The organism is Streptomyces sp. CCM_MD2014 (assembly GCF_000772045.1).
Classification (GTDB): domain Bacteria; phylum Actinomycetota; class Actinomycetes; order Streptomycetales; family Streptomycetaceae; genus Streptomyces; species Streptomyces salinarius.
The window spans coordinates 2,232,185-2,258,216 of sequence record NZ_CP009754.1; the positions used below are offsets into that span (position 1 = coordinate 2,232,185).

General features: G+C 71.9%; 25 protein-coding genes and 1 riboswitch. Of the genes, 15 read left to right on the plus strand and 10 right to left on the minus strand.

The window, feature by feature from the left end; all coding sequences use genetic code 11:
• The first annotated feature begins 29 nt into the window (after nt 1–29).
• From NI25_RS09655 to NI25_RS09675, 5 genes are all read left to right on the plus strand, one after another.
• Complete coding sequence (locus tag NI25_RS09655; RefSeq protein WP_061442065.1) at nt 30–623, plus strand: MerR family transcriptional regulator; 594 nt, start codon at nt 30–32, stop codon at nt 621–623.
• 70 nt (nt 624–693) lie between these two features.
• Nucleotides 694–880, plus strand: a riboswitch (cobalamin riboswitch).
• Nucleotides 881–909: 29 nt separating this feature from the next.
• Nucleotides 910–1,608: an energy-coupling factor ABC transporter permease gene (locus NI25_RS09660; RefSeq protein WP_061442066.1), complete on the plus strand. Its 699-nt coding sequence runs from the start codon at nt 910–912 to the stop codon at nt 1,606–1,608.
• Nucleotides 1,605–1,961 carry an energy-coupling factor ABC transporter substrate-binding protein gene (locus NI25_RS09665; RefSeq protein WP_061442067.1) on the plus strand — a complete coding sequence of 119 codons (357 nt, stop codon included), beginning with the start codon at nt 1,605–1,607 and terminating at the stop codon, nt 1,959–1,961. Before NI25_RS09660 ends, NI25_RS09665 begins: the two co-directional genes overlap by 4 nt.
• Nucleotides 1,962–2,711, plus strand: coding sequence for a cobalt ECF transporter T component CbiQ (gene cbiQ, locus NI25_RS09670; protein WP_061442068.1), 750 nt, complete (start codon nt 1,962–1,964; stop codon nt 2,709–2,711).
• The gene (locus NI25_RS09675) at nt 2,708–3,574 is read left to right on the plus strand and encodes an ATP-binding cassette domain-containing protein (protein WP_061442069.1); all 867 of its coding nucleotides are present in this window, start codon (nt 2,708–2,710) and stop codon (nt 3,572–3,574) included. The genes cbiQ and NI25_RS09675 overlap by 4 nt, the downstream gene beginning before the upstream one ends.
• Before the next feature lie 20 nt (nt 3,575–3,594).
• Here the strand turns inward: NI25_RS09675 and NI25_RS09680 are convergent, their stop codons facing one another.
• The 4 genes from NI25_RS09680 to NI25_RS09695 all read right to left on the minus strand — a co-directional run bounded on the left by NI25_RS09680 (nt 3,595) and on the right by NI25_RS09695 (nt 9,108).
• A complete protein-coding gene (locus NI25_RS09680; RefSeq protein ID WP_061442070.1) occupies nt 3,595–5,217 on the minus strand; it encodes an MFS transporter in 1,623 nt (540 codons plus the stop codon).
• Between the two features lie 187 nt (nt 5,218–5,404).
• Entirely contained in the window at nt 5,405–6,052 is a 648-nt protein-coding gene (locus tag NI25_RS09685; protein ID WP_061442071.1) for a TetR/AcrR family transcriptional regulator, read from the minus strand.
• A 192-nt stretch (nt 6,053–6,244) separates the two neighbouring features.
• Complete coding sequence (locus NI25_RS09690; RefSeq protein WP_061442072.1) at nt 6,245–8,545, minus strand: glycosyl hydrolase family 18 protein; 2,301 nt, start codon at nt 8,543–8,545, stop codon at nt 6,245–6,247.
• Nucleotides 8,546–8,643: 98 nt separating this feature from the next.
• The gene (locus tag NI25_RS09695; RefSeq protein ID WP_228955267.1) at nt 8,644–9,108 is read right to left on the minus strand and encodes an ATP-binding protein; all 465 of its coding nucleotides are present in this window, start codon (nt 9,106–9,108) and stop codon (nt 8,644–8,646) included.
• 144 nt (nt 9,109–9,252) lie between these two features.
• On the opposite strand from NI25_RS09695, the gene NI25_RS09700 reads away from it, so the two are divergent.
• Nucleotides 9,253–10,071 carry a helix-turn-helix domain-containing protein gene (locus tag NI25_RS09700; protein ID WP_061442073.1) on the plus strand — a complete coding sequence of 273 codons (819 nt, stop codon included), beginning with the start codon at nt 9,253–9,255 and terminating at the stop codon, nt 10,069–10,071.
• The gene (locus tag NI25_RS09705) at nt 10,068–10,316 is read left to right on the plus strand and encodes a DUF397 domain-containing protein (RefSeq protein ID WP_061442074.1); all 249 of its coding nucleotides are present in this window, start codon (nt 10,068–10,070) and stop codon (nt 10,314–10,316) included. Before NI25_RS09700 ends, NI25_RS09705 begins: the two co-directional genes overlap by 4 nt.
• Here the strand turns inward: NI25_RS09705 and NI25_RS09710 are convergent.
• The 4 genes from NI25_RS09710 to NI25_RS09720 all read right to left on the minus strand — a co-directional run bounded on the left by NI25_RS09710 (nt 10,303) and on the right by NI25_RS09720 (nt 14,317).
• Complete coding sequence (locus tag NI25_RS09710; RefSeq protein ID WP_061442075.1) at nt 10,303–11,460, minus strand: FAD-dependent monooxygenase; 1,158 nt, start codon at nt 11,458–11,460, stop codon at nt 10,303–10,305. The genes NI25_RS09705 and NI25_RS09710 overlap by 14 nt on opposite strands.
• The gene (locus tag NI25_RS09715; RefSeq protein ID WP_061442076.1) at nt 11,457–12,863 is read right to left on the minus strand and encodes an MFS transporter; all 1,407 of its coding nucleotides are present in this window, start codon (nt 12,861–12,863) and stop codon (nt 11,457–11,459) included. The genes NI25_RS09710 and NI25_RS09715 overlap by 4 nt, the downstream gene beginning before the upstream one ends.
• Entirely contained in the window at nt 12,860–12,982 is a 123-nt protein-coding gene (locus NI25_RS40470; protein WP_267886330.1) for a hypothetical protein, read from the minus strand. The genes NI25_RS09715 and NI25_RS40470 overlap by 4 nt, the downstream gene beginning before the upstream one ends.
• A 159-nt stretch (nt 12,983–13,141) precedes the next feature.
• The gene (locus NI25_RS09720; protein ID WP_061442077.1) at nt 13,142–14,317 is read right to left on the minus strand and encodes a serine hydrolase domain-containing protein; all 1,176 of its coding nucleotides are present in this window, start codon (nt 14,315–14,317) and stop codon (nt 13,142–13,144) included.
• Nucleotides 14,318–14,421: 104 nt separating this feature from the next.
• Here NI25_RS09720 and NI25_RS09725 point away from each other — a divergent pair, with 104 nt between their 5' ends.
• On the plus strand, nt 14,422–15,849 hold the full coding sequence (locus tag NI25_RS09725; protein ID WP_078884574.1) for an MFS transporter: 1,428 nt from the start codon (nt 14,422–14,424) through the stop codon (nt 15,847–15,849).
• Here NI25_RS09725 and NI25_RS09730 read toward each other — a convergent pair.
• The gene (locus NI25_RS09730; RefSeq protein WP_061442078.1) at nt 15,816–16,412 is read right to left on the minus strand and encodes a TetR/AcrR family transcriptional regulator; all 597 of its coding nucleotides are present in this window, start codon (nt 16,410–16,412) and stop codon (nt 15,816–15,818) included. The two genes, NI25_RS09725 and NI25_RS09730, sit on opposite strands and share 34 nt — an antisense overlap.
• Nucleotides 16,413–16,559: 147 nt before the next feature.
• Here NI25_RS09730 and NI25_RS09735 point away from each other — a divergent pair, with 147 nt between their 5' ends.
• The 5 genes from NI25_RS09735 to NI25_RS09755 all read left to right on the plus strand — a co-directional run bounded on the left by NI25_RS09735 (nt 16,560) and on the right by NI25_RS09755 (nt 21,708).
• A complete protein-coding gene (locus NI25_RS09735; RefSeq protein ID WP_061442079.1) occupies nt 16,560–18,125 on the plus strand; it encodes a class I adenylate-forming enzyme family protein in 1,566 nt (521 codons plus the stop codon).
• A 24-nt stretch (nt 18,126–18,149) separates the two neighbouring features.
• Nucleotides 18,150–19,355: an acyl-CoA dehydrogenase family protein gene (locus tag NI25_RS09740; RefSeq protein WP_061442080.1), complete on the plus strand. Its 1,206-nt coding sequence runs from the start codon at nt 18,150–18,152 to the stop codon at nt 19,353–19,355.
• 51 nt (nt 19,356–19,406) lie between these two features.
• Complete coding sequence (locus NI25_RS09745) at nt 19,407–20,195, plus strand: OBAP family protein (RefSeq protein ID WP_061442081.1); 789 nt, start codon at nt 19,407–19,409, stop codon at nt 20,193–20,195.
• 85 nt (nt 20,196–20,280) lie between these two features.
• Nucleotides 20,281–20,901, plus strand: a complete 621-nt coding sequence (locus NI25_RS09750) for a LysE family translocator (RefSeq protein WP_061442082.1) — start codon at nt 20,281–20,283, stop codon at nt 20,899–20,901.
• Between the two features lie 27 nt (nt 20,902–20,928).
• On the plus strand, nt 20,929–21,708 hold the full coding sequence (locus tag NI25_RS09755; RefSeq protein WP_078884575.1) for a GNAT family N-acetyltransferase: 780 nt from the start codon (nt 20,929–20,931) through the stop codon (nt 21,706–21,708).
• Nucleotides 21,709–21,734: 26 nt separating this feature from the next.
• On the opposite strand, the gene NI25_RS09760 is transcribed toward NI25_RS09755, so the two are convergent.
• On the minus strand, nt 21,735–23,162 hold the full coding sequence (locus tag NI25_RS09760; RefSeq protein WP_061442083.1) for a non-reducing end alpha-L-arabinofuranosidase family hydrolase: 1,428 nt from the start codon (nt 23,160–23,162) through the stop codon (nt 21,735–21,737).
• A gap of 408 nt (nt 23,163–23,570) precedes the next feature.
• Here NI25_RS09760 and NI25_RS09765 point away from each other — a divergent pair, with 408 nt between their 5' ends.
• Together NI25_RS09765 and NI25_RS09770 are read left to right on the plus strand one after the other, a co-directional pair.
• Entirely contained in the window at nt 23,571–25,004 is a 1,434-nt protein-coding gene (locus tag NI25_RS09765) for an endo-1,4-beta-xylanase (protein WP_061442084.1), read from the plus strand.
• Between the two features lie 136 nt (nt 25,005–25,140).
• The gene (locus tag NI25_RS09770; protein WP_061442085.1) at nt 25,141–25,980 is read left to right on the plus strand and encodes a helix-turn-helix domain-containing protein; all 840 of its coding nucleotides are present in this window, start codon (nt 25,141–25,143) and stop codon (nt 25,978–25,980) included.
• Nucleotides 25,981–26,032: the final 52 nt, after the last annotated feature.

The window sequence follows — 26,032 nt, forward strand, 5'->3', positions numbered from 1 at the left end:
ACACGCGCGGAGGAGCCCGGAGGAACTGCATGACCCACACGACCGGCGGCACCCGGCGCATCGGCGAACTCGCGCGGGAGACCGGGCTGAGCATCCGCGCCCTGCGCCACTACGACCGGCTCGGGCTGCTCACCCCCTCTGCCCGCAGCGAGGGCGGCCACCGCTGCTACGACGCCGACGACGTCCGGCGCCTGCACCGGGTGCTGGCGCTGCGCAGCTTCGGGCTCCCCCTGGCGCAGATCCGCGCGGTGCTGGACGACGAGCCGGACCACGATCCGGCGGAGCTGATCCGGCGCCGGCTCGACGTCGTCGAGGAGCGGCTGCGGCAGACCGCCGAGCTGCGGCTCCGGTTGCTCGGCGCGCTGAGCGCGCTGGACGCCGCGGCCGACGGTTCGACCGAGGCTTATCTGGACGTGATCGAGGAGATGACCGCCGTGGAACGCCCGCTGACGCCGCAAGAGGTCGCCCGCCTGGGCGAGGCGCGCCGCCGCTGGGCCGCGTCGCTCGGCGAGGAGGAGCTGCGTGCGCTGCACCACAGGCGCGCGGAGATCTTCGCCACGATGGGCGAGGACGAGAGGCGGCTGATGTCCGAGCGGCGACGCCAAGCGTTTCCGCAGCCCTGAGGCGTGTGGGGCGGTCCGGAGGGGTGTCCGTCCGGCCCGAGGCCCGCTTGTGCCCACCCCCGTGGGAGCACTACTGTCGCCACGCCTTGGTGAACGGGAAATCCGGTGTGATGCCGGTGCGGCCCTCGCCACTGTGAATCGGGAAGTCCGGCTCCGGCCCTCGCGGGCAGCCACTGGATCGCTTGCGATCCGGGAAGGCGGAGCACGGGCGGTGGTACCCGTAAGCCAGGAGACCGGCCAAGGCGCGTCGTCCATCCACGAGGTGCTGGAGAGGGTCTGCTGAGCCATGCACATAGCCGAGGGCTTTCTGCCGCCGGCGCACGCGATCGCCTGGGGTGTCGCGTCCGCGCCGTTCGTCGTCCACGGAGTCCGGTCACTCACCCGTGAGGTCAGGGAGCACCCGGAGAGCACGCTGCTCCTCGGCGCCTCCGGAGCCTTCACGTTCGTCCTGTCGGCCCTGAAACTGCCGTCCGTCACCGGGAGTTGCTCGCATCCGACGGGCACCGGTCTGGGCGCGATCCTGTTCCGGCCGCCGATCATGGCGGTCCTGGGCACCATCACCCTGCTCTTCCAGGCGCTGCTGCTCGCCCACGGCGGGCTGACCACGCTCGGCGCCAACGTCTTCTCGATGGCGATCGTCGGCCCCTGGGCCGGGTACGGCGTCTACCGGTTGCTGCGCCGCTGGGACGTGCCGCTGATGGTCACCGTGTTCTTCGGCGCGTTCGTCGCCGACCTGTCCACGTACTGCGTGACCAGCGTGCAGCTTGCGCTGGCCTTCCCCGACCCGAGCAGCGGATTCCTGGGCGCGCTCGGCAAGTTCGGCTCGATCTTCGCCGTCACGCAGATCCCGCTCGCGGTCAGCGAGGGCCTGCTCACGGTGATCGTGATGCGGCTGCTCGTGCAGTCCAGCAAGGGCGAACTGACCCGGCTGGGCGTGCTGCTGACCCGGTCCGGCGAGCAGAAGCGGGAGGCGGTGGCCCGATGAGCCGCAACGCGAAGATCAACGCCCTGCTGCTGCTCGCCGTGGCCGCGCTGGCCGTACTCCCGCTGGTGCTGGGGCTGGGCGACCACAAGGAGGAACCGTTCGCCGGGGCCGACGCGGAGGCGGAGACGGCGATCACCGAGATCGAGCCGGACTACGAGCCGTGGTTCTCCCCGCTGTACGAACCGCCGTCCGGGGAGGTCGAGTCGGCGCTGTTCGCGCTGCAGGCCGCGCTCGGCGCGGGCGTGCTGGCGTACTACTTCGGGCTGCGCCGGGGCCGGCGGCAGGGCGAGCAGCGGGCGACGGCGGCCTCCGAGGCCGCGTCGGTGTCGCGGGACATCCCCGAGGGCGACTGAGTGCTGCCGATCGACGCGGCGGCGCACGGCAGTCGCTGGCGCCGCCGCCATCCCGTGGACAAGGCCGTGCTCGGTCTCGGCCTGACCGTGCTGGCGATCTCGCTGCCGCCCTGGCCGGGCGCGGCACTGGTGCTGGTGGCGGCGCTGGCGGTACTGCTCGGCCCGGCGGGTGTGCCGGGGCGCCGGCTGTGGCGGGCGTACCGGGTGCCGCTGGGTTTCTGTGTGACGGGTGCGCTGCCGTTGCTCGTCCAGGTCGGGGGGCCGGACGGGTTCCTGACGGCGGCCGACGGCGACGCGGTGCGCGCGGGCGAGCTGCTGCTGCGCACCTCGGCGGCCTCGCTGGGGGTGCTGCTGTTCGCGTTCACCACGCCGATGTCCGACCTGCTGCCGCGCCTGGTGCGGGCCGGGGTGCCGGCGCCGGTCGTGGACGTGGCACTGGTGACGTACCGGATGAGTTTCCTGCTGCTGGACTCCGTGCGCCGGATCAGGGAGGCACAGGCGGCACGGCTCGGGCACACCACCCGGGCCGCTGCCTGGCGTTCGCTCGGCGGGCTGGGCGCCACCGCGTTCGTGCGGGCCTTCGACCGGGCGGCGCGGCTCCAGTCGGGGCTCGCCGGGCGCGGGTACGACGGCACCCTGCGCGTGCTGGTGCCCGAGGCCCGCGTCTCGGTGCCGTTCACGGCGGCGAGCGTCGCGCTCCTCGCGGCGCTGGCCGGCCTCACCCTCGTACTGGAAGGACCCCTGTCGTGAGCGAACCGGTGCGATCACCGGAACCGGCCCCCGCCCCTGCCCCGGCCTTGGTCGCCCTGCGGGGCGCGTCCTTCGCCTACGAGGAGGGCCCCGAGGTGCTGACGGGGCTGGACTTCGCGGTGCGCGAGGGGCGGGCGCTGGCGCTGCTCGGCCGCAACGGCAGCGGCAAGACCACGCTGATGCGGCTGCTCAGCGGCGGACTCAGGCCGCGCACGGGGACGTTGACGGTCGGCGGGGAGCCGGTGACCTACGACCGCAAGGGGCTGACCCGGCTGCGGACCACGGTGCAGTTGGTGGTGCAGGACCCGGACGACCAGCTCTTCGCGGCCTCGGTCGGCCAGGACGTGTCCTTCGGGCCGCTGAACCTCGGTCTGCCCGACGCGGAGGTCCGCTCCCGGGTGGCGGAGGCGCTTGCCGCCCTGGACATCGCGGGGCTGGCCGACCGGCCCACGCATCTGCTGTCGTACGGGCAGCGCAAGCGGACCGCGATCGCCGGGGCCGTCGCGATGCGGCCCCGGGTGCTGATCCTCGACGAACCGACCGCCGGACTCGACCCGGACGGGCAGGAGCGGCTGCTCGCCACCCTGGACCGGCTGCGGGCCGCCGGCACCACCGTGGTGATGGCCACGCACGACGTCGATCTCGCCCTGCGCTGGTCGGACGACGCCGCCCTGCTCACCCCGGGCGGTGTGCGCACCGGCCCGGCCGCCGCGACGCTGGCCCGCACCGACCTGCTGCGCCAGGCCGGGCTGCGGTTGCCGTGGGGCGTCGCGGCGGCCGGACTGCTGCGGGCGCGGGGGCTGTTGCCCGACTCGGCGACCGGTCCGCGCACGGCCGAGGAACTGGCGGCGCTGGCCGACTGACGGAACGCGGGCCCGGGGGGTCAGCCCCCGGTGCGGCTCGGCTCGGCGTCCCGGTGCCGGGCCGTGCGCTGCGCGGACTCCTCCTCGGCGGCCCGCCGGGCCCGGCGGCCGGGCAGGACGGCCAGGACGACGGCCGTCCCGGCGGCCATGATGATGCCGCCGACCAGGCTGGTCGTCGAGACGCCGTGGGCGAAGGCCTTGTGCACGGCGTCGGCGAGGGCCTGCGCCTGCTCGGGGCCGGCGGCCGGGTTGGCGGCGAGGCGCTCGGCGACCGCCAGTCCCCCGCCCACCGAGTCCTGGGCGGTGTCCAGCGCGGCGGCCGGGAGCCGGTCGCCCACCAGGCCGGACAGTTCGTCGCGGTAGGAGGTGCCGAGGAGCGAGCCCAGGACGGCGATGCCCAGCGAGCCGCCGAGCTCCAGCGCGGTGTCGTTGGCGCCGCCGCCGACGCCCAGTTCGCTCTCCGGGAAGGATCCCATGATGGTGTCGGTGGCCGGGGAGACGCTGAGGCCGATGGCGAGGCCGAGCAGCAGCATCGGGGCGAGGAAGTCGGCGTAGGTGGAGCCCTGGTCGATCAGGACGAGCAGGAAGACGCCGACCGTGCCGATCGCCATGCCGGAGCCGACCATGGCCCGCACGCCCAGCTTCGGGGTCAGCCGCCCGGTCACCGCCGCGCCGACGAACACGGCACCGGCCAGCGGCAGCAGCCGTACGCCGGTCTCCAGCGCGCCGTAGCCGAGCACGAACTGCAGGAACTGGGTGGCGTAGTAGATGGCGCCGTAGGTGCCGAAGAAGAAGAACAGCACCGCCAGCATGGAGCCGCTGAAGGGCCGCAGCAGGAAGCGCCGGACGTCCAGCATGGGGTGCGGGTGGCGCAGCTCCCAGGCCACGAAGGCGATCAGTCCGACCCCGGCCACCACGGCCGCGGCGACGGGACCGGCGCCCCAGCCGAAGTGCGGGCCCTCGATGGTCGCGTAGACCAGGCTGCCCACGGAGACGATGGAGAGCAGCCCGCCGACGTAGTCGATGCGGCCCGCGCCGGCCGCCTTCGACGGCGGTACGAGGATCAGCGCGCCGACGACGGCGAGGACCGCGACGGGGACGTTGACCAGGAAGGTGGAGCCCCAGGCGTGGTCCTCCAGGAGCCAGCCGGCGACCAGCGGCCCGACCGCGATGGCGAGTCCGGAGGTGGCGGTCCAGGCCGTGATGGCGCGGGCCCGCTCCCCCTTCGGGAAGACCGCGACCAGCAGGGACAGCGTGGCCGGCATGACCACGGCGGCACCGACGCCCATGATCGCGCGGGCCGCGACGACCAGCCCCGTCTCGTGCACCAGGCTGCCCATCACCGAACCGCCCGCGAAGATCACCAGACCGGTGACGAGGGCACCGCGACGGCTGTACTTGTCGCCGATCGCGCCGAGCACCAGCATCAGCGCGGCGTACGGGACGGTGTAGCCGTCGATGACCCATTGCAGGTCGCTGCTGCTCAGGCCCAGGTCGGCGGTCATGTCCGGGGCGGCCACGATCAGGGACGTGTTGGCCATGACGACGATCAGCAGGCTCAGGCAGAGCACCAGGAGAGCCCACCAGCGCCGGGCGTAGGGCCCGGGCATCTTCTCGACGGGGGTGGTGGCCAGTAGGGGCATGAGGGCTCCCGGGAAACGAGCGAGGGCGACTTAATTGCCCATAGACGTGCAGACAAGAGCAGAGTAGTTTGTTGCACACGGGCGTGCAAATAAGGCGCCCACCGGTCGGGGGCGCCTGCTGAACGGGAGGGGGCCTACTCGGCCGGGACGGACTACTCGGCCGGGACGGCTACTCGGGCGGGAGGGACTACTCGGCCGGGACGGGCTTCGCGAGTACCGCCGGGCTCACGTTCTCGACCACGGCCCGCGCGGACCGCTCCGGAACCCCGGCCGCGATGAGGATGGCGGCTGCCGCCCGGGTGCCGTCGTCCTCCAGGGCACCGGTGTTGACCTGCTCGAGGAGCGCGACGACCATCGCCTCGAGACCCGCGCTCAGTACTGCGGGCGGCAGGTGGGCCGGGAAGACCCCGTCCCGCTGGCCGCGCTCCAGGATGGCGGTGACCTCGGCGCGGGCCGGGGCCAGGATCTCGGCCACGCGCTCCACACCCAGGTCGTGCCGGGCCAGGGCGAGCAGCATGCGGTAGCGGTCGCCCACGGGCCACATCAGCAGCGTGAAGTGCGCGAGCGCGCGGTCGGCCGGCTCCGCAGCGTCCGCCGCGTCGGCCATCGCGGAGCGCAGCACCTCGGACGCCTCCTCGGCGAGGGCTTCGAGGAGCGCGGCGCGCCCCGGGAAGTGACCGAAGAGGGTGCGCCGTACGACACCGGCGGCGCGGGCCAGCTCCTCCAGGGTGGTGTCCGGGTTCCGCCCCAGCTCCCGGCGGGCGGTGGCCAGGATGCGCGCCCGGTTGGACCGGGCGTTGCGTCGCTGCGGCTCGCGGGCGACGGGCTTGCTCACGGGAACCTCGGGGCGGGACGGTGCGGGGCGGGGGGCAGAGCCCGCTGGTACGGGGGGCCATTCTGGCACGGCGGTCCCGCACCGGGCCGCACCGCCACCGCTCCCGCGGGGGGCGACCGGCCCTGCCGCCCTGCGGGGCCGGTCGGCCCTGCCGCCCCCGGGTGAGGGCGGCAGGGCCGGTCGCGCCTCGCCTCACTCCAGTCCGTCGTCCAGCGCGGTCATGAGCCGGCCGTCGGGGGCGTCGCCGGACATCTCCCAGACGAAGCCGCCCAGCAGTCCCCTGGACTTGACCCAGTCGGTCTTCTTGCCGATCGACCAGGTGTCGTCGAAGGACCACCACTGGCCGCCCGGACCGGTGTAGCCGAACGTGGACACCGACTCCTCGTCGTGGTGGACGGTCATGGACGGGTAGCTGGCGATCAGGTTGCCGTAGCCGCGGACCCCGGCCTCGGCGGGGAACTGCCCGGGTGCCGCGCCGTTGGCGTCCTGCCACTCACCGGCGACGCCGCCCTCGCTGACGCCCTGCCAGCCGCGCCCGTAGAAGGGGAAGCCGACCGTCAGCTTGCGCGGGTTGACCCCGGCGTCGAGATACGTCTGGATCGCGTTCTCGATGCTGAAGTGGAAGGGGTAGGGGTCCTCCGCGTCCGCGTAGAGGTTGGACGCGTGTCCGGTGCGGCTGGGCTCCCAGGAGTCGTCACTGCCCGAGCCGTGGAAGTCGTACCCCTGCACGTTGGCGTAGTCGAGGGAATCGAAGATCTTGGTCAGGTCCCAGCCGGACTCGATCTTCGCGGGGTCGGCCGGGGTGAAGGCGGTGAGCAGCTTGTGCTCGCCGCCGAGCGCGTCGAGCTGCCCCCGGAACTCGGCGAGCAGCGCGGTCAGGTTGTCCTTGTCCTGGGCGCCGTAGTGGTTGCCCGGGTGGCCCTCCGCGCCCGGCCACTCCCAGTCGATGTCGATGCCGTCGAAGATGCCGGCCGCGGTGCCGGGACCGCCGGCGCCGTTGTAGACGGGCAGGTTGCCCTTGATCCACACGTCGATGCAGGACTCGACGAACTTCTTCCGGGACTCCGGTGTGGCGGCGGCGTCGGAGAAGAACTTCGAGTACGTCCAGCCGCCGAGGGACACGACGACCTTCAGGTGCGGGTACTTGGCCTTGAGCTTCTTCAGCTGGTTGAGGTTGCCGCGCAGTTTGCCCCAGCCGTCGTCGGCGACCCCGTCGACGGACTGGGCGGCGGACATGGGCCGCGCGTAGTCGGCGTCCGCGTCACCGGCGCCGGTGCCCTCGTCCGGGTCCTGCGGGTTGCCGGAGGTGCCCTTGGTGACGCCCGCCTGGCAGGTGAGGTTGGTCGGGTCGAGGTTCTCGAAGGCGTAGTTGACGACGTCCAGTTGCTTGGCGGCGCCGGAGGTGTCGAGGTTCTTCACGAAGTACTGGCGTCCGTAGATGCCCCACTGCACGAAGTACCCGACCTTGAGCTGCTTGCCCTCGCCCGCCATGTCGTCGGTGGTCACCTTCACGGCCGCGGAGGCCGCCGAGGAGTTGTCGGCGGTGTCCCGGGCCTTGACGGTGAAGGTGTAGGCGGTGGCCGGGGAGAGGCCGTCCACGGTGGCGGTCGCGGTGTCCGCACCGACGGTCTTGACGAGGGTGCCGCCGCGGTAGACGTCGTAGGCGGCCACGGCCACGTTGTCGGTGGCCTTGTCCCAGGCCAGGTCGACGCTGTAGGCGGTCTTGCCGGTGGAGCGCGGGTTGCCCGGCGCGGTCGGCGGCGTCGGGTCGGTCGACGGGTCCACCGTCTCGACGGTGAGCGGGGCACTGGCCGGCCCGACGTTGCCGCGCTTGTCCGTGGCCCGGACGGTGAAGGTGTAACTCGTCGCGGGGGTCAGATCGGTGACGGTCGTGGAGGTACCGCCGGTGGTGGCGACCGTCTCGGTGCCCCGCAGCACCTCGTAGGTGGTGACGGGGTGGTCACCCGGCTCGGCCGCGGCCCATTTCAGCGCGACCGTGTGCGCGGTGACCGCGGTCGCCTCCGGCGCGCCGGGAGCGGCCGGCGGTATGTCGGGGCTGCCGTCGCACTTGTCGCCGTTGATCGTGCAGCCGGTCGGGGTGCCGACCGGGCCGGTCGCCGAGAACTGGTAACTGTAGGGCTCCGTGGTGCCGCCGGCCGGCACCTTGCCGTTGTAGTAGGCGTTCTCGACGGTCACGTGGCTGCCGGAGACGGTGGCCTCGCCGTAGAGGTGCCCGCTCACGGACACGCCGGGCGGCAGGTCGAACTCCAGGGTCCAGCCGTCGGAGGCGGCCGTGCCGTTGTTGTGGACGACGTACTTGCCCGTCCAGCCGGACCCGTTGCTCTGGGAGCTGAAGGTCGCCGTCAGCGTCCCGGCCGCCTGCGCCGGCGTCGCGAGCGCGGTGAGCGCCGCGAGCGGCAGCAGCAGCGCGGTCAGCAGGGCGGCGATGCGCGATCTCGTACCGGTCAGTGGTGGTCTGCGCCTGTGGTACATGGCTCTCCCTGTGGTGGTGGGGTGGTACAGGGGTGAGGTGAACCGTGCGCGCGTGAGGGAGTTGAGCGCCCACAACGTAGAAGGTCTGGACCAATGCGTCAACAGGCGAGGGGCGGTGCCGAGTACTCCGCCCACACCGTCTTGCCCGGCCCTCCGGGCCGCGGGTGCCGGCCCCAGCGCTCGGCGAGCGCGGCGACCAACAGCAGCCCCCGGCCGCCGGTGGACTCGTCGTCGGGTGCGCACACTCCCTCCGGCTCCGGCGGCAGGCTCTCGCCACGGCTGTCGGTGACCTCGATCCGCACAGTGCCGCAGGGCGCGTTCGCGTGCAGGCGCAGGTGAAAGTCCCGGCCGGGGACGTGGCCGTGCCGCACCGCGTTGGCGGTCAACTCGCCGAGCACCAGCACGATCTCCTCGTGCGGACGGGTGCCGTACGGGATGCCCCAGGTGTCCAGCCGGTGCGCGGCCAGTCGGCGGGCGAGGCGGGCACCGCGCGGAGTGGAGGTGAAGCGCATCTCGAACGTACGCCTCAAGGCACCGGGGGCGAGGACGGGTTGGTTCGTCATGCCGACAACGGTGCCGTCGGTCGCGTAGCGTGACCAGTGGTGACGCACCGACGCGGCCCGGTGTACGCGCGGCGCCGCCACGGGTACGAGCCGCGCGGCGTAACGGGTCCGCCGGGACGGCGTTGGGGCAGGGAGGCGGTGCCGATGAGCGAGGGTGCGGACACGTCCGGACAGACGGTGGTCGCCGCGTTCGGCCAGACGATGAAGACCCTGCGGGTGCGGGCGGGCCTGGAACGCGAGGAGTTCGGGCGCCGGATCGGCTACTCGGCGGCCACCGTGGCGTCGTACGAGCAGGGGCGGCGCATCCCCGCGCCCAGGACCATCGAGCGGGCGGACGAGGTCCTGGACGCGGGCGGGTTGCTGACCGTGTGGAAGGAGCAGGTGGAGCGGGCGCAGTATCCGGTGTTCTTCCAGGGGATGGCGGCGTTGGAGAAGGAGGCCCTTGAGCTGCTCATGTACGACACTCACGTCGTCAACGGCCTCCTTCAGACCGAGGAATACATGCGGGCCCTCCTCGCCATGCGGCGCCCGCCACTGGATCAGGAGACGATCGAGCAGCGTGTGATCGCCCGGCTCGCCCGGCAGGACTTGTTCGACCATCAGGCCGCTCCATTACTGAGCTTCGTCATGGACGAGGCAGTGCTGCTTCACCGATACGGCGGCAAGACCGTACTGCGGGGACAGTTGGAACACCTGCTGCTGGTCGGCGACAAACGCAACGTGGAGATCCAAGTCATGCCGGTGGACTGCGAGGACAACGCGGGCGTGAACGGACCCTTCACCGTGGTCACCCGCAAAGACGCCAAGAAGTTCGTGTACTCCGAGGCTCACGCGACCAGCACCCTGGAGACCGACCCGGAGCAAACGGGGCTCGCGGCGGCCCGCTATGGGATTATCCGATCGCAGGCTCTCAGTCCGCGAGAGTCACTGAAGTTGATCGAAGGGTTGTTGGGATCGCTATGAACAACGCTGAATCCGCGGCCATCGCGTCCGACCTCACCTGGTTCAAGAGCAGCTACAGCGGAACAGAAGGCGGCCAGTGCCTCGAAGTCGCGTGGCTCAAGAGCAGCTACAGCGGAACCGAAGGCGGCGACTGCGTCGAAATAGCCGCAGGCACACACGCTGTCCTCGTCCGGGACTCCAAGGCCGCGCCCGGCCCCGTGATCCGCGTGTCGCGCGAGGCGTGGGCGGGGTTCATCCGCCGCTGAGCGCGCGCAGCCGTTCGTTGCGCTGCTCCAGGGCCTCGGCCGTGGTCGGGAACAGGGTGCCGCCGCCCGCGCCGACCCGGTCCTGAGTGCGGGTCACGAGGTCACGCGCCCCGCGCTCGTACGCGGCGAAGCCCGCCATGTGGTCCCCGTCGGCCAGGGCACCGGCCAGGTGGTACGCGCCGATGAGGGCGAGGCTGGTGCCCTGTCCGGTGAGGAACGACGGCGCGTGCGCGGCGTCGCCCGCCAGCGCCACCCGGCCGCTGGACCAGCGGGGCATGCGGATCTGGCTCACCGCGTCGAAGAACAGGTCGTCCGCGTCCTCCAGGGCCGCCAGGATGTCCGGGACCTTCCACCCGGCGTCGGCGAACACCTCGGCGACCAGGTCCCGTTGGGCCTGCGGATCGCCGAACGCGTCGTGGGGCGGTTCGGGCCGGGCGAAGTTCAGGAAGGCGTGTACCTCGTCGTCGTCTCCGACGGCGTAGAGCGCGGCGGTCCTGCCCGGGGTGTTCCACATGACCGTCTCGTGGGACAGGCCGAGGGTGTTGGGCATGGTGAACACGGCGAAGCAGTGGCCGAGATACCGGTGGAACCGCTTCTCGGGGCCGAACACCAGCTCCCTGGTGCGCGAGTGCATGCCGTCCGCGCCGAAGACCAGGTCGAAGGTACGGCTGCCGCCGCCGCGGAAGGTGACGTCGACGCCGTGCCCGGACTGGTCGAGGGTGTCGACGGAGTCGTCGAACAGGAACTCCACGTCGTCCCGGACCGCCGTGTACAGCGCGTCCGTGAGGTCTCCGCGCCGCACCTCCAGGTCCCGCCCCGTGGCACCGCCGGTGACGGCGTGCGGGTGCAGGGAGGCGATCTCACCGCCGTCCGCGTCGAGGAAGGTGAGGCGGCGCAGGTCGATGTGCGCGTCCCGCAGTCGCGGCAGGAGCCCCATCCGCTCCACCACGTCGAGGGCGGGGCCGCGTACGTCGATGGGGTAACCGCCGCTGCGGATCGTGCGCGCCTTCTCGACGACGGTGACGGCGTATCCGTGGCGGTTGAGCCAGTGGGCCAGGGCGGGGCCGGCGATGCTGGCCCCGGAGACGAGGGCCGTGGGCCTGGGCTTGGCGCGGTGCTTGGTGCGGGACGCGGTGCGGGTCATGCGGTGACTCCCTTGCGCAGGGTGCGGGTGACGAACAGGGCCAGGGACGTGACGACGCCGGCGACGACGAATCCGGTGACGTAGGCCGATTCGGCGGCGACCTCCGAGCCGGAGGGGGTGGCGGCGGTGAGGAGCGCGCCGCCGAGCTGGCCGCCGACGGCGTAGCCGAGGACGCGGCTCACGAGGATCAGGCTGGTGGCGATGCCGGTGTCGTTACGGTCGACGGCGGTGGCGGTGCTGGTCATCATCGCCGTGACGCACAGCCCGTTGGCCAGCGCGATCAGCGCCTTGCCGACGACGAGGTGCCAGACCTCGCTGTGCACGGCCGCCAGGGCGACCAGGGAGACGGCCATCATGACGACGCCGGCGGTGACGACGGCCCGGGAACCGAAACGCCGGTCGCCCATGCCGCCGAGCGGCCCGGCCAGCGTCGCGGCGACGGCGCCGGGCAGCAGGAAGACGCCGATCTCGGTGGCGCTCGCTCCGAAGCCGTATCCGTCGCCGCGCTCGTCGAGCAGCTGGGGGACGAGGTAGACCGCCATCGCGGTGCCGAGGCAGATCACGAAGGTCAGTACGCACGCCTTCCAGATCGCGGGCCGGGCCAGCATGCGCAGGTCGATCATGGGCGAGGCGGCACGCCGTTCCACCCGCACCCAGCCGGTGACGAACGCGGCCAGGACCAGCACGAGGGCGACGAGCACGAGCGGCTGGGAGGCCGCTTCGGGCGCCAGCGCGAGGACGAGCATGAGCGTGACCAGCATCCCGCTCAGGAGCAGCAGGCCGGGCCAGTCGATCCCCGCACCGTCCGTCCGGCCCGGCGGATCGGCGGGCATCAGCCTGTTCACCAGCAGGGTGGCCCCGACGACCGCGATCGTCGGAAGGGCGAACATCCAGTGCCGGGAGAGCTGTTCGGCCACCGGACCGGCCGACAGCATGCCGACCATGCCGCCCCCGACGAAGAGGCCGCTGACCACGCCGATGGCCACCTTGGACTCACCCGCGGGGAGGTGTTTGCGGACCACGATGAACGACAGGGGCAGCGCGCCCACCATCGCGCCCTGGAGGACCTGACCGAGCAGCAGCACGGGCAGGTTCGGGGCGAGGGCGGACACCGTGCCGCCGGCCGAGACCACCGCCATCAGCAGGATCAGGACCCGCTTGCCGCCGTAGCGGTCACCGAACTTGCCCGCCAGCGGGGTGACGAGCGCGCCGGTGATGAGGAGGACGATGCTGAGCAGGGCCCCCTCCGACTGGCTCATGTCCAGTTCGCGTTCCAGGAGCGGGATCGTCGGTGACACCACCGATTCCAAGGCGCCCGTGGACAGCGCCAGCAGGCCGAGGGCCCCGACCGCGGCCTTCCCGATGCGGGCCGGTGGCGCGAGGGTGGTCGTCGTCGCGGTCATGAGCGACCGGCCGCGGTCGCACCGGCCGGCTCACCGGTGCCGTGCGCTTCCTGCTCTCCCTGCTCTTGCTGCTCTCCCTGCTCTTGCTGCTCTTGCTGCTCTTGCTGTCGGGTCGTCATCTCTGCCTCCTTGTCCGTGCGGGCGCCGTCCGCGGGCGGTACGGCGGTCCCTGGGCGACGGGAGGCAGAGTGCGGTGACGCCCGCGCGCCGGGCGTCATACCCGGGAGCCAACGTGGAGGTACTACCGGGGTAGGGGGTGGGGACGGCGACCGGGTCGGTCAGAGGTGGGTACCGATCCGCAGGAAGGCCTGGAGGAGCGGAGCGGGCGGTACGGCCGGGGAGACGACCTGGGAGCCGAAGTGGACGGCGACCATGTCGAGGCCGGGCGAGACGAGCAGCCGCTGGCCGTGGATGCCGCTGGCCAGGTAGGAGCCGTAGGGGTCGTTCGGGATCCACCACAGGTCGTGGTAGGAGAGCGTGGCCGGTGAGTCGGGCGGCGCGGCGGGGAACCGGACCCGGCGCGGATACCCGTCGGGGACACCGCTGGTGATCGTCGTCGCCACCTCCTCGGGCACGACCTGACGGTCGCCGACGGCTCCGCCGCAGCGCAGCATCTCGCCGAGGCGGGCGACGTCGCGCGCCGTGGCGCTGAAACCGCCGCAGGCCGCCTCCACGCCCTCGCCGTCGAGGACGTAGTAGGCGTCCTCCTCGGCACCGATCTTCGACCAGATCATCTCGCTGAGCAGCGCGGAGGTGGTGAGTCCCGTGACCCGGCGCAGCACCTCGGCCAGCGCCTCGACGTTGCCGTTCTCGTAGCGGAAGCCGGTGCCCGGCCGGCCGGTGGCGCGGGCCGTCAGGAGGTGTTCGCGGATGGTGGTGGGCCCGTTGTAGCCGAACGGCCGCAACTGCGGGGCGACGACGGCGTGGTAGCGCTGGGCTTCCATCGCCTTGTCGAAGGGGCGGCCCGCGTAGCCGACCTCGGTGCCCATGTGCAGCAGGTCCTGGACGGTGGCGTCGCCGAAGGCGGTCCCCGCGAGTTCGGGGACGTAGCCGTGGACGGGGGCCGACCGGTCCAGGAGTCCCTGGTGGGCCAGGGTCGCCGCCATCAGACCGAGGTACGACTTGGCCGCCGAGGCGTTGAAGTGCGGGGTGTGCGCCTCGGTGCCGTGCCGGTAGGTCTCGTGGACGACCGCGCCCCCGTGCAGCACGAGGAACGCGTCCGTCTCGGCGGCGGCGAACAGGTCCTCGAGCTTGGTGGTGGTGCCGCCGAGCTCGATGTCCAGCGCGTGCAGATCGGCGGGGCGCCCGGGCAGGTCGCGGGCGGGCTCCGGGCCGCGCCACACGCGGCGGCTGGGGGCCAGTTCACGGCCGGCGGACGTGAAGCGGCGGATCCAGGCGGGGTCCGTGTAACCGCGGGTCCAGCGGAGATCACCGAGCCGCGTCGGGTCGTTCATGGACAACTCTCCCCCTCCAGGGTCTTGAACAATGACGCCGCTAACGTACAACCTGTTCGACATCGGGGGACAGAGTCCTTCCTCCAGAGCCGCAGGAGAGCCCCATGGTCGAACCGTCCACACCCGCGCCGCCCCGCGAGCCCGCCGCCACGGCACCACCGCGGCCGGTGTTCGACCGCCGACGGGCCTGGCTGATCACCGCGTTGATCGTGGCGTTCATGCTGATCAACTACGCGGACAAGTCCGTCCTGGGCCTGGCGGCCGTGCCGATCATGGACGAACTGGGGATCAGCAACAGCACGTACGGAATGATCTCCAGCTCGTTCGCCCTGCTGTTCAGCCTCTCCGGGCTGATCGTCGGCTTCGTCTCGGCGCGCGTCTCCAGCCGGGTCCTGCTGTTCACGATGGCCGTCGTCTGGGCGGTGGCCCAACTGCCCGTGCTGGTCGTGGCGTCGGTGCCGGCCCTGGTGGCCGGACGCGTGCTGCTCGGGGCGGCGGAGGGGCCCGCGGCCTCGATGTCGATGCACGCCCTGTACAAGTGGTTCCCGGCGAACCTGCGCGGCCTGCCGTCAGCGCTGCAGATCAGCGGTGCCGCGCTGGGCACGCTGTTCGCGGCGCCGGTCGTGACCTGGCTGATCACCGGTTTCGGCTGCCGCTCCGCCTTCCTGGTGCTCGCTGTGACGAGCGTGGTGTGGAGCCTGGTCTGGTGGAGGGTGGGGCACGACGGCCCCTACGGCGAGGACCGCGCGCCGGGCGCCGATGACGACGCTTCGCGCGACCGCGACCGCGACCGCGCCCCCGCTCCGCGGAAGCGGCTGCCGTACCGGCACCTCCTGCTGAACGGCACGGTCCTCGGCAGCGTCGCCGGGGCGTTCGGCGCCTCCTGGGCGCTGGCGTTGAGCCACGCCTGGCTGCCCGTCTACCTGCGCACGCAGCTGGATCTGACGCCGGGCGCCGCCGCCGGGCTGATCAGCGCGATCTCCGGGTTCAGCCTGGTGCTGCTGCTGTCGGTGCCGCCGCTGGTGGACCGGCTCCGCCGCCGCGGCCGCTCCGCCCGATGGTCGACCGGCGCCCCCCAGGGGATCGCGGTGGTCCTGGCGGCCGTGGCCATGGCGACCTTTCCCTTCGTCGACGGGACGGTGCCCCATCTCGTCCTGCTCGCCCTGGCGTTCGGCGGTCACGCCATCGTCTTCCCGCTGCACTACATGACCGCCTCCGCCGTGGTCCCGCCGCTGCAGCGCGGGGCGGTCTTCGGCGTCGTCGCCGCGACCGGCACCCTGCCGGGCCTCGTCGCCCCCTACCTGACCGGGCGCCTGCTGGACTCGGCGGACTCCGCCGGCGCCGGCTACACCCACGCCTTCCTGCTGTCCGCCGCCGTCATGCTGGTCTGCGGGTTTCTGGCGCTGGTGGCCATCCGACCGGAACGGGACGCGCGACGGCTGGGCCTGGCCGTCCGGGCGGACGGCCCCCGGACAAACGCCTCCCGGGCGGACGCCCCTCAGGCGGACGGCTCGAAGCCGCTGGCCCAGTAACGTCCGCGCATCGCCAGGTCGAGCAGCATCCGCACGACCTCCTCCGCGGGCAGGGACGGCGTCTCCTGCTCCACCCACCAGCGCAGTACGCCGAGCTGCTCGCCCACCCAGACCCGGGCGAGCAGCTCGGGGTCGATGCGCGGTTCCACCGCGTTGCGCTCCGCGCGGGCGCGGAACTCCTCGGCCGTCACGCGTGCGCAGGCGTCGGCGAACATCTGGAGCGGCTTTCCGTCACCCTCGCCGCGCAGCACGATCCGGTACAGGTCGCGCTCCTCGCGCGCGTGCCGCAGCATCTCGAGGACCGGCTTGCCCGTGAAGCCGACCGCGCTGTCGGCCATGGCGGGGGCCAGCCGCTCGGCGAGCCCGGCCAGCAGGTCGTCCGTCACCCGGGCGAACAGGTCCTCCTTGTCCCGGAAGTGGGCGTAGAAGGTGGCGCGGGCCACGTCCGCCCGCTCGGTGATGTCCTCCACGGTCAGCGCGGTGAAGCCGCGCTCCAGGACCAGTTCGACCAGGGCGGCGCCCAGGGCACGGCGCGACCGCCTCGTCCGTCTGTCCTCGGCCATGGGCCCTCCTCGATCGTCCCGCCCGGTGCGGTGCCCAGTGTAGGAGACTCTTGACACTCAACCAGTTAATGAACAACCTGTCTGTAATTGATCTGACTGTCGACTTCCGACTCCCACCGCCCTGTACCCGCTTACGGAAGCAGCCCCATGAACCTCGGCACCTACCTGACGCGCAGCGCCCGCTACTGGCCCCAGGCCCCGGCCCTCGTGTGCGGCGACCGCTCCTGGACCTTCGCGGAACTGGACGGTTCGACCGGCCGCCTGGCCTCCGCCCTCCGCGCCCGTGGCCTGCGCCCCGGCGACGCGGTGGCCTCGCTCGCCTGGAACCGCGGCGAGCTGGTGGAGGTGGAGTTCGGCCTGTACAAGGCCGGGTTGACGCGTGCACCGATCAACGCACGCCTCGGCCGCGGCGAGATCGAGCACATCCTGCGCTACGCCCCGGTCCGCGCCCTGATCTTCGACGCCGCCCACCGCGAGGACGCCCTGGCCGCCATCGCCGCGGCCGGCACCGGCTGCCTGCCCGTCCCGCTGGACGCCCCCTCGGCACCGGGCCCCGACGAGGTCCCGTACACGACGCTCCTCCAAGAGGGCGACGAGGCACCGGACCTGGTGGAGGTGGGCGAGGACCAGCCCTGTGTCCTGAACTTCACCTCCGGCTCCACGGGGGCGCTGAAGGCCGCGGTGCAGACCGTCGGCAACCGGCTCGCCAACATGCGCAAGCTGCTGATGTCCGACGAGTCCCGCCCCCGCCCCGGCACCCGCTATCTCGCCTGCGGCCCCATCACCCACGCCACCGGAATGGGCCTGCTGGCCGGCGTGTTCGGCGGCTCGACGACGTACGTCCTGCCGGCCTGGAGCCCGAAGAGCTTCCTGGAGACGGTCGAGCGGGAGCGCATCACGGCCACCTTCCTCGTGCCGGCCATGGTGAACACGGTGCTCGCCCACCCGGGAGCCGCCGACCACGACCTGTCTTCGCTCACCAGCGTGCGCGTCGGCGGCGCCCCCATCTCGCCCCAGCGGCTGCGCGACGCGGTCGAGTTCTTCGGCCCCGTGGTCGCCCAGGGGTACGGCCTCGGCGAGACGACCAGCGTGGTCGCGGGCCTGAGCGGCGCGGAGATCGCCCGCGCCGTGAAGGAGGACGCGGAGCTGCTCCAGTCCTGCGGCCGGGCCACGTACGACACCGAGGTGCGCGTCGTCGACGAGGCGGGCCGCGAACTGGCACCGCGCGAGGTCGGCGAGGTCATCGTGCGCGGACCCGACTGCGTACGGGAGTACTGGCGGGAGCCGGAGCTGTCGGCCGAGACGTTCCGCGACGGCTGGGTGCACACCGGGGACCTGGCGTGGATGCGGGAGGACGGCTACCTCTTCCTCGTCGACCGCAAGAAGGACATGATCATCTCGGGCGGCTTCAACATCTACTGCACCGAGGTCGAGGCCGCGCTCTACGAGCACCCCGCCGTCCAGGAGGCCTGCGTCGTCGGCGTCCCGGACGAGCAGTGGGGCGAGGCCGTCAAGGCCGTCGTCGTCCGCCAGGCCGGGAGCGAGGTCGCCGCGGAGGAGCTGATCGCCTTCTGCGCCGACCGCCTGGACCGCTTCAAGAAGCCGCGCTCGGTCGACTTCACGACCGGACTCCCCCACAACCGCAACGGCAAGCTCGACCGCAAGGCCGTCCGCGAGCCGTACTGGGCCGACGCCACCCGCCGCGTCAACTGAACGATCCCTCTGAGGAGTTATGCAGTGACCTTCTCCCTCCGCCCCGCCCACGACGACCCGAGCACCGCCGAACTGGTCGAGCGCCTGCGCGACTACCTGGACGGCGAGCTGGCCGACTACGAGCGCGAACGCGGCATCACCCACGCCGCCCGCCTCACCCGCGCCGACCTCGAACCGGTCTGGCGGCGCAGCCGCGAACTCGGCTTCTACGGCATCCACCTGCCCGAGGAGTACGGCGGCCAGAACCTCACGTACACCCAGCTCGCCGCGCTCAAGGAGGAGGTGGGCGCCTCCGGACGCGTCCTGTCGCACTGCGTCCTCGGCGACATGGGCGGACCGCTGCGCGCCGGCGACATCCTCAAGCACGCCACGGAGCAGCAGCTGGACACCTATCTGCTGCCCCTGATCCGCGGCGAGCGGGCCTGCTGCTTCTCCCTCACCGAGACCGACGCGGGATCCGACGTCCGTTCCATGCGCACCGTCGCCGTACGCGACACCGGCGACGGCCGCGACGGCTACCGGCTGACCGGCCACAAGGTCTTCTCCTCCGCGGGCCCCTTCGCGGACTTCGCGATCGTCGTGGCCCGGATGGCCGGGACCGGGGAGCGGGAGGGCGACAAGCCGCGGTTCTCCGCCTTCCTCGTGGACCTCGACAGCCCCGGCTGCCGCGTCGAGGACGGCGCGACGCCGATGTCGGGCGAGCACATCGAGAGCGACGTCGTCCTTCAGGACTGCTACGTCCCCGCCGCGAACCTGCTCGGCGAGGAGGGCGCCGGCATGCGCATCGCCCTCGGCCGTGTCACCACCAACCGCCTGCTGCACTGCCCCACCGTGCTGGGCGCCACCCGCCGCGCCCTCCGGCTCACCCTGGACCGGACCCGCACCCGCCAGGTGGCCGGGCAGCCCCTGCTGATGCTCCAGGCCATCCAGCACAAGGTCGCCGACATGGCCACCGAGCTGTACGCCGCGCGCTCCATGACCTACGCCGCGCTCGCCGCCCTCGACCAGGGCCGCGAGGTCCCCGCCGAGGCCTTCATGTGCAAGCTGTTCGTCGCCGAGTCCGCCTTCCGGATCCTCGACCAGGCCGTACAGATCCACGGCAAGGAGGGGCTCACGCAGGGCAACGAGATCGAGTACCTGTTCCGCAAGATCCGTATGTTCCGCGTGCTCACCGGAACGTCCGAGATCCAGCGCAACGGCATCGCGAAGGTCCTCGCCTTCCAGCACTGATCCGGCACAGGCGGCGCGTTACGGCCACCCGGCGCAGGGGACTCGCCGCCCATGACACTCACACGGCGCACGCACCGCTCGCGCGGCTCCGGCCCGGGGGCGGCCACGAGCATCGGCCTCGGTGCCGCGGCAGGCCTCACGGCGGCGGCCGGTCTCCTGCTCGGCCGCAAGGCGGCCACGGCCGGCCGGATCGGCAAGGGGCACCCGCTCAAGCACCGCGCGCTGGACCTGGCGGCCGGGGCCCTGCAGCGGAAGTACCCGCTGGAGGCGATGAGCACGTACCTCAACGGCTTCCACATGTACGCCGACGACATGGGCCGGCAGGTGGAGGCCACGCACCTGTGCATCCACCTCCGGCACGACCTGCACCAGTGCGTGATCTTCGACCGCAACGCGCCCGACGCCCGCCTGATCGGCATCGAGTACATCATCACCGAGGAACGCTTCCGCTCCCTGCCCGAGGACGAGAAACGGCTCTGGCACAGCCACCACTACGAGGTGAAGTCCGGCATCCTCACCGCCCCCGGCATCCCCGACCTGGCCGAGCACGCCTACTTCGAGGACCTCGTCACCACCTACGGCAAGACGTTCCACACCTGGCAGTACGACCGTGACGACTTCCCCTACGGCATCCCCCAGCTCATGATGGGCTTCACCGAGGACGGACAGGCGTCGGACGAGATGATCCGGGCCCGGGACGACAGGCTCGGCCTCTCGACACCGGGCAAGCGCGAGAGGCGGGCGGACATCCCCGTGCCGGACGTGGCCCCGGGCGCCAACGCGTGGGAAAGCGGCCGCACGGTGCAGACCCGCATCGAGGAGACCGGCTTCAAACGCTGACCGCGCGCCCGTCCGCTCCCTCCACCGGGCGGTTACGGGCAAGGCCGCCGACCGCGCCCGACGGTGCGGATGTGACACTGGGCGTGTGCTCGTACAGTTCTCGACCGCGGCCGGTGTCCTGGCCGTGCTGACCGTCGTGCCCGGGCCGGACATGGCCGTCGTGACCAAGCGTGCCGTCGCCTCCGGCCCGCAGGACGGACTGCGGACCGTGGGCGGGATCACCGCGGGACTGCTGGTCTGGGGCGTACTCACGGTGGCCGGCCTCGCCGCCGTCCTGGCCGCGTCCGCCGCCGCGTACACCGTGGTCAAGCTCGCCGGCGCCGCCTACCTGGTGTTCCTCGGCGTCCAGGCACTGCTGCAGAGCCTTCGCGGCCGCTCCGAGACACCGGCCGCGGCCGTCGCCCGGCCGCGCGGCAACCCCTGGCGGACGGGCCTGGTGAGCAACGTCCTCAATCCCAAGATCGCCGTCTTCTACACGGGCCTGCTGCCGACGCTGGCCCCGGCCGGGCTCGCCCCGCACACCGGCATGGCCCTGCTGGTCCTCGTCCACGCCCTGCTGACCTCGGTGTGGCTCGGCGGGTACGTCCTGCTGCTGTCCAGGGCGCGCGCCTTCTTCGAGAGGCCTGCCGTACGCCGTGGCATGGACCGGGTCACCGGCGTCGTACTGATCGGATTCGGACTGAAGGTCGCCGCGACCCGGCCCTGAGCAGCCCCACCGGGAAGGGAGAGCCCGATGACGAACGACAACGCCCCGGTACTGGGCAATCCGGTACACGCCGATCCGGTACTCGGTGACCCAGTACCCGGTGACCCGGTGCTCGACGACCCGGTGCTCGACGACCCGGTGGGTCAGTCGCTCGGCGCCCGGCACGCGCCTCTCGCACGCCGCCTCGGCCGGGCCGCCACCTACCTCCCGGACGTGGCGACCTTCTCCGCCGTGTCCACCGACCCCGACGCGGCGGACTGGGCCGACCTCGCCGAGCTGCTCGGCTCCGGTGCCTTCGCCGACATGTTCAGCTGCCCGGCCCTCCCCCCGCCGGATTGGGAGCCCGTCTTCAGCCTCGAAGGCCGCCAGATGATCTGGTCCGGAGCCGCCCGTCCCGACCGGCCGGGCTCGGAGCCCGCCGCGGGCGTGGCCGAGCTGGGCGCGGACAGCGTGCCCGAGATGCTCGACCTCGTCGCGCGGACCGAGCCCGGGCCCTTCCGGCCGCGCACCCGCGAACTGGGCACGTACCTGGGCGTCCGGGTGAACGGCACCCTGGTGGCGATGGCCGGGGAGCGCCTGCACCCTCCGGGATGGACCGAGATCAGCGCCGTCTGCACCGCTCCCGAAGCCCGCGGGCAGGGCCACGCCGCCCGTCTGATCAGCGCGCTCGCCGCCCGCATCCTGGCGCGCGGCGAGCGCCCTTTCCTCCACGTGGCCGAGACCAACACCGGCGCGATCGCGCTGTACGAGCGGCTCGGCTTCCGGACCCGGCGGCCGGTGACCTTCCGCGGCTTCCGCACTCCCTGAGACCGCCGCCCAGATCCTTCTCCGGGTCAGCGCCGCAGGGTGAGGACTCCCGGCCGCCACGGCAGTTGGTCGTAGGGTCCGCCCGCGTTCGGGGACTTGCCCTGGTAGAGGAACTGCAGGTTGCAGGGGTCGATGGTCATGGTCTGGTCGGGGTTGTCGCGGACCAGGTCGCCGTGGCTGATGTCGTTGGTCCAGGTGGCGCCGCTGTTGGCCTTGCCCGCGAAGGGGTTGCCCTCGCTCGCGGCCTGCGGGGTCCACGAACCGCTCAGGCTGGAGGCGGTGAAGGAGCGGAAGTAGCGCCCGTTCGCGCCCATCGCCTCGACGATCATGAGGTACTGGTTCTGACCCTTGACCTTGTAGACCTGTACGCCCTCGAACAGGTTGGCCTTCGTGTCGCTCATGACCGTCGTGTACGAGGACCCGAAGTTGCCCGGGAAGTTCCCGATCGGCATGCTCGCCCGGTAGATCTTGCCGTTGTCACCGGCGAAGAACAGGTACATGTTCTGGCCGTCGGCGATCAGGGTCTGGTCGATCGGTCCGGTGTCGGAGCCGGAGATGCTCCCGGTGAACAGCGGCTGCGGTGCGGACCAGCCGTTGGGGTTGGTGGGGTCGCTGGACGTGCGGTAGATGAAGGGCCACGCACCCCACTGGTACGCCAGCACCCAGACGTTCTTGGGCGCGAAGTAGAACAGCGTGGGCGCCACCGCGGCCTGGCTCATCCCGGTCTGGCCGGCCGACGCCATGTCCGACCAGTTCGTGAAGGGGCTGAACATCATCGAACCGTAGGAGGATCCCGACACGTTCGAGGCGTAGACCAGGTGCTTGCCGTTGTGCGTGACGGTGGTGAAGTCCTTCACCGCGGCCCACCCGTTCGCCGGCTGCGCGAGCACACCCGTCGACGTCCACCGGTACGTCGACGGAAGGGAGCACGAGCCGTCCGTCGGCGGCGTCCCGGTCAGCCCGGTCCACTTCTGGTTGCTGCCGCCGTTGCACGTCCCGATCTGCACCGCCGTGCCGTTGGCCGTACCCGCGCCCGCGGCCTCCAGGCACAGCCCGGACTCCGCCCCGACGACCGTGCCGTCGGAGTTCACCCGCCACTGCTGGTTCGCACCGCCGGAGCAGGACCAGATCTGCACCCGCGTACCGGGCGCGGTGGCGTGCCCCGGAACGTCCAGGCACTTGTCGCCGTACACCGTCAACTGGTCGGCGTCCGTCGAGGTCCACTGCTGGTTGGCCCCGCCCCAGCAGTCGTACATCTGCAGCAGCGCGCCGTCGGTCTGGCTGCCGCCCACCACGTCGAGACACCGGTTGGAGCCGACACCGCGCAGGGCGCCACTGCCGGCTGCCTGAGCGGGGGCGGCCACGAGTGTCGCCGCCAGCGCGGCCAGAGCCGCGACCACGGCGGCGAGCACCGCGGACGCACGCCCGCGACTGGATCTTCTACCTCTGTGCATGGGAACTCCCTTGCAATGGAGTGACACAGCCTGTTCGCAATCTCGAACATCGGTCGGAGTGTCGAGCGCTCCGCATCCTAGAGAGCCGATGAGCGTCGTCAATACCTCTCGCACGTATCGCCCGGCATGGCGAAAGCTTTCAGGCCGCCTTCTTGCGCGATACCGCGCTCTACCAGAACGCCCCAGCCTCAAAGGCCCACACTGGGCCAGGGCTTGTTCCACGAATACCGAGACCGAAACTTTCGAAAAGAATCAGAAACTTTCTGTGTCGAAAGTATTGACCGGGCACCGTCAAAACCGAATCATCCCTGTCTGGGAAACCGGCCGCAGATCGACATCCCGAACAGGCCGCCACCGCGCATCCCCGCGCTCCAGCCCTCCCGTGACCACTACCTTGGAGGCACAGCCATGGGCTCATACGCCCTCCCCAGACCCGACATCCGCCGGAAGGCGCGCGGCCTGCTGCTGGCGCTGGTCGTCGGCGCCCTCGGCACGGCCACCGCACTGGTCTCGCCGCCGGCCGCACACGCCGCCGAGAGCACGCTCGGTGCCGCGGCGGCGCAGAGCGGCCGCTACTTCGGCACCGCCATCGCCTCGGGCAAGCTCGGCGACTCGACGTACACGTCGATCGCGAACCGTGAGTTCAACATGGTGACGGCCGAGAACGAGATGAAGATCGACGCCACCGAACCGCAGCGGGGGCAGTTCAACTTCTCCGCCGCCGACCGCGTCTACAACTGGGCCGTGCAGAACGGCAAGCAGGTGCGCGGTCACACCCTGGCCTGGCACTCCCAGCAGCCCGGCTGGATGCAGAGCCTCAGCGGCAGCGCACTGCGCCAGGCGATGATCGACCACATCAACGGCGTGATGGCCCACTACAAGGGCAAGATCGCGCAGTGGGACGTGGTGAACGAGGCCTTCGCCGACGGCAGTTCGGGTGCCCGGCGGGACTCCAACCTGCAGCGCACCGGCAACGACTGGATCGAGGTCGCCTTCCGCACCGCCCGCGCCGCGGACCCGAACGCCAAGCTCTGCTACAACGACTACAACGTGGAGAACTGGAACTGGGCCAAGACCCAGGCCATGTACTCCATGGTCCGCGACTTCAAGCAGCGCGGCGTGCCGATCGACTGCGTCGGCTTCCAGTCGCACTTCAACAGCGGCAGCCCCTACGACAGCAACTTCCGCACCACGCTGCAGAACTTCGCCGCCCTCGGCGTCGACGTGGCCATCACCGAACTCGACATCCAGGGCGCCCCGGCCTCGACGTACGCCAACGTGACCAACGACTGCCTGGCCGTCGAGCGCTGCCTCGGCATCACCGTCTGGGGCGTGCGCGACAGCGACTCGTGGCGATCGGAGCAGACGCCGCTGCTCTTCAACAACGACGGCAGCAAGAAGCCCGCCTACACCGCCGTCCTCAACGCGCTCAACGGCGGCGACACCACCACGCCCCCCGCGGAGGGCGGACAGATCAAGGGCGTCGGTTCGGGCCGCTGCCTGGACGTGCCCAACGCGAGCACCACCGACGGCACCCAGCTCCAGCTGTGGGACTGCCACAGCGGCAGCAACCAGCAGTGGGCCGCCACCGACGCGGGCGAGCTGAGGGTCTACGGCGACAAGTGCCTGGACGCCGCCGGCACCGGCAACGGCTCCAAGGTCCAGATCTACAGCTGCTGGGGCGGCGACAACCAGAAGTGGCGCCTCAACTCCGACGGATCCGTCGTCGGCGTCCAGTCCGGCCTCTGCCTCGACGCCGTCGGGAACGGCACGGCCAACGGCACCCAGATCCAGCTCTACACCTGCTCCAACGGCAGCAACCAACGCTGGACCCTCACCTGACGTGACAGCCTGCCGGTCCCGGGTCGCCGCCACGGTGGCGGCGGCCCGGGACCGTCCGTCGCGGGAGGGCGCCTCCGGCGACCGGTCGCCCTTGGACGGTGCCCTTCCTGGACCGGGCGGCTCGTACACTGACGAAATGGAGGGGCATACGACCACCCCCGGGACCGCTGCACGTCCGGCGCCCGTCTTGCGGAAGTACGTCGACTCGTATGTCGGCTTCGACCTCCGCGGGCTTCCTACGGGGGTGCACTGCGGCCCGCCGAGCCGCGCGCTCACCGCGGTGATCAGCCTGTCGGATCCTCTGGAAGTGGCGGCGGGCGTCGACGACGGGTCACCGGTCACCCGATTCGACGGCGTGGCCGGCGGCCTGATGCGCCGGTCCGTCGCGATTCACCACGACGGCCGCCAACTAGGAGTCCAGGTAGCGCTGACACCACTCGGGGCCCGGGCCGTCTACGGCGTGCCCGCCGCCGAGCTCGCCCACCGACTGGTCCCGCTCGACGAGCTTCTCGGAACGCTCGCCGACGAGCTGGTCGACCGGCTCCGGTCGGCGTCGACGTGGGCGGCGCGGTTCGCCGCGCTGGACGAACTGCTCCTCCGAGCGGTCGGCCGCGGCCCCTGCGGCGACCGTGTGCGCGGGGTGCGCCCCGAAGTGGCCGAGGCGTGGCGCCGCCTCGTCGCCGCGCGGGGCCGCGCCCAGGTCGGTGCGGTCGCCGCGGAACTGGGCTGGAGCCGCCGGTACCTCACCGAGCGGTTCCGCGGTGAGGTGGGGCTGTCGCCGAAGACCTTCGCCCGAGTCCTGCGCTTCGAGCACGCGCACGAACTGGCGGCGGCGCGGGACCCGCTCCCGTGGGGCGATGTGGCAACCGTCTCCGGCTACGCCGACCAGGCCCATCTCGTGCGGGACTGGCGGGAGTTCACGGGACGGTCACCGACGGCCTGGCGCCGCGGTGAGGTCCTCCTCGGAGCCGGCTGACCGCCAACTGCCGGCCCGTACCCGTCGCCCGCCGGCCCGTCACGCCTGCGTC

Excerpts from the sequence above, each read along its gene's own strand:
- NI25_RS09680 (WP_061442070.1), bottom strand. The coding sequence starts at position 5,217 with ATGCCCCTACTGGCCACCACCCCCGTCGAGAAGATGCCCGGGCCCTAC.
- NI25_RS09760 (WP_061442083.1), bottom strand. The coding sequence starts at position 23,162 with ATGCACAGAGGTAGAAGATCCAGTCGCGGGCGTGCGTCCGCGGTGCTC.
- NI25_RS09755 (WP_078884575.1), top strand. The coding sequence starts at position 20,929 with ATGACGAACGACAACGCCCCGGTACTGGGCAATCCGGTACACGCCGAT.
- NI25_RS09695 (WP_228955267.1), bottom strand. The coding sequence starts at position 9,108 with ATGACGAACCAACCCGTCCTCGCCCCCGGTGCCTTGAGGCGTACGTTC.
- NI25_RS09770 (WP_061442085.1), top strand. The coding sequence starts at position 25,141 with ATGGAGGGGCATACGACCACCCCCGGGACCGCTGCACGTCCGGCGCCC.
- NI25_RS09655 (WP_061442065.1), top strand. The coding sequence starts at position 30 with ATGACCCACACGACCGGCGGCACCCGGCGCATCGGCGAACTCGCGCGG.
- NI25_RS40470 (WP_267886330.1), bottom strand. The coding sequence starts at position 12,982 with ATGACGACCCGACAGCAAGAGCAGCAAGAGCAGCAAGAGCAGGGAGAG.
- NI25_RS09730 (WP_061442078.1), bottom strand. The coding sequence starts at position 16,412 with ATGGCCGAGGACAGACGGACGAGGCGGTCGCGCCGTGCCCTGGGCGCC.
- NI25_RS09665 (WP_061442067.1), top strand. The coding sequence starts at position 1,605 with ATGAGCCGCAACGCGAAGATCAACGCCCTGCTGCTGCTCGCCGTGGCC.
- NI25_RS09690 (WP_061442072.1), bottom strand. The coding sequence starts at position 8,545 with ATGTACCACAGGCGCAGACCACCACTGACCGGTACGAGATCGCGCATC.
- NI25_RS09765 (WP_061442084.1), top strand. The coding sequence starts at position 23,571 with ATGGGCTCATACGCCCTCCCCAGACCCGACATCCGCCGGAAGGCGCGC.
- NI25_RS09700 (WP_061442073.1), top strand. The coding sequence starts at position 9,253 with ATGAGCGAGGGTGCGGACACGTCCGGACAGACGGTGGTCGCCGCGTTC.
- NI25_RS09710 (WP_061442075.1), bottom strand. The coding sequence starts at position 11,460 with ATGACCCGCACCGCGTCCCGCACCAAGCACCGCGCCAAGCCCAGGCCC.
- NI25_RS09745 (WP_061442081.1), top strand. The coding sequence starts at position 19,407 with ATGACACTCACACGGCGCACGCACCGCTCGCGCGGCTCCGGCCCGGGG.
- NI25_RS09660 (WP_061442066.1), top strand. The coding sequence starts at position 910 with ATGCACATAGCCGAGGGCTTTCTGCCGCCGGCGCACGCGATCGCCTGG.
- NI25_RS09720 (WP_061442077.1), bottom strand. The coding sequence starts at position 14,317 with ATGAACGACCCGACGCGGCTCGGTGATCTCCGCTGGACCCGCGGTTAC.
- NI25_RS09725 (WP_078884574.1), top strand. The coding sequence starts at position 14,422 with ATGGTCGAACCGTCCACACCCGCGCCGCCCCGCGAGCCCGCCGCCACG.
- NI25_RS09715 (WP_061442076.1), bottom strand. The coding sequence starts at position 12,863 with ATGACCGCGACGACGACCACCCTCGCGCCACCGGCCCGCATCGGGAAG.
- NI25_RS09705 (WP_061442074.1), top strand. The coding sequence starts at position 10,068 with ATGAACAACGCTGAATCCGCGGCCATCGCGTCCGACCTCACCTGGTTC.
- NI25_RS09735 (WP_061442079.1), top strand. The coding sequence starts at position 16,560 with ATGAACCTCGGCACCTACCTGACGCGCAGCGCCCGCTACTGGCCCCAG.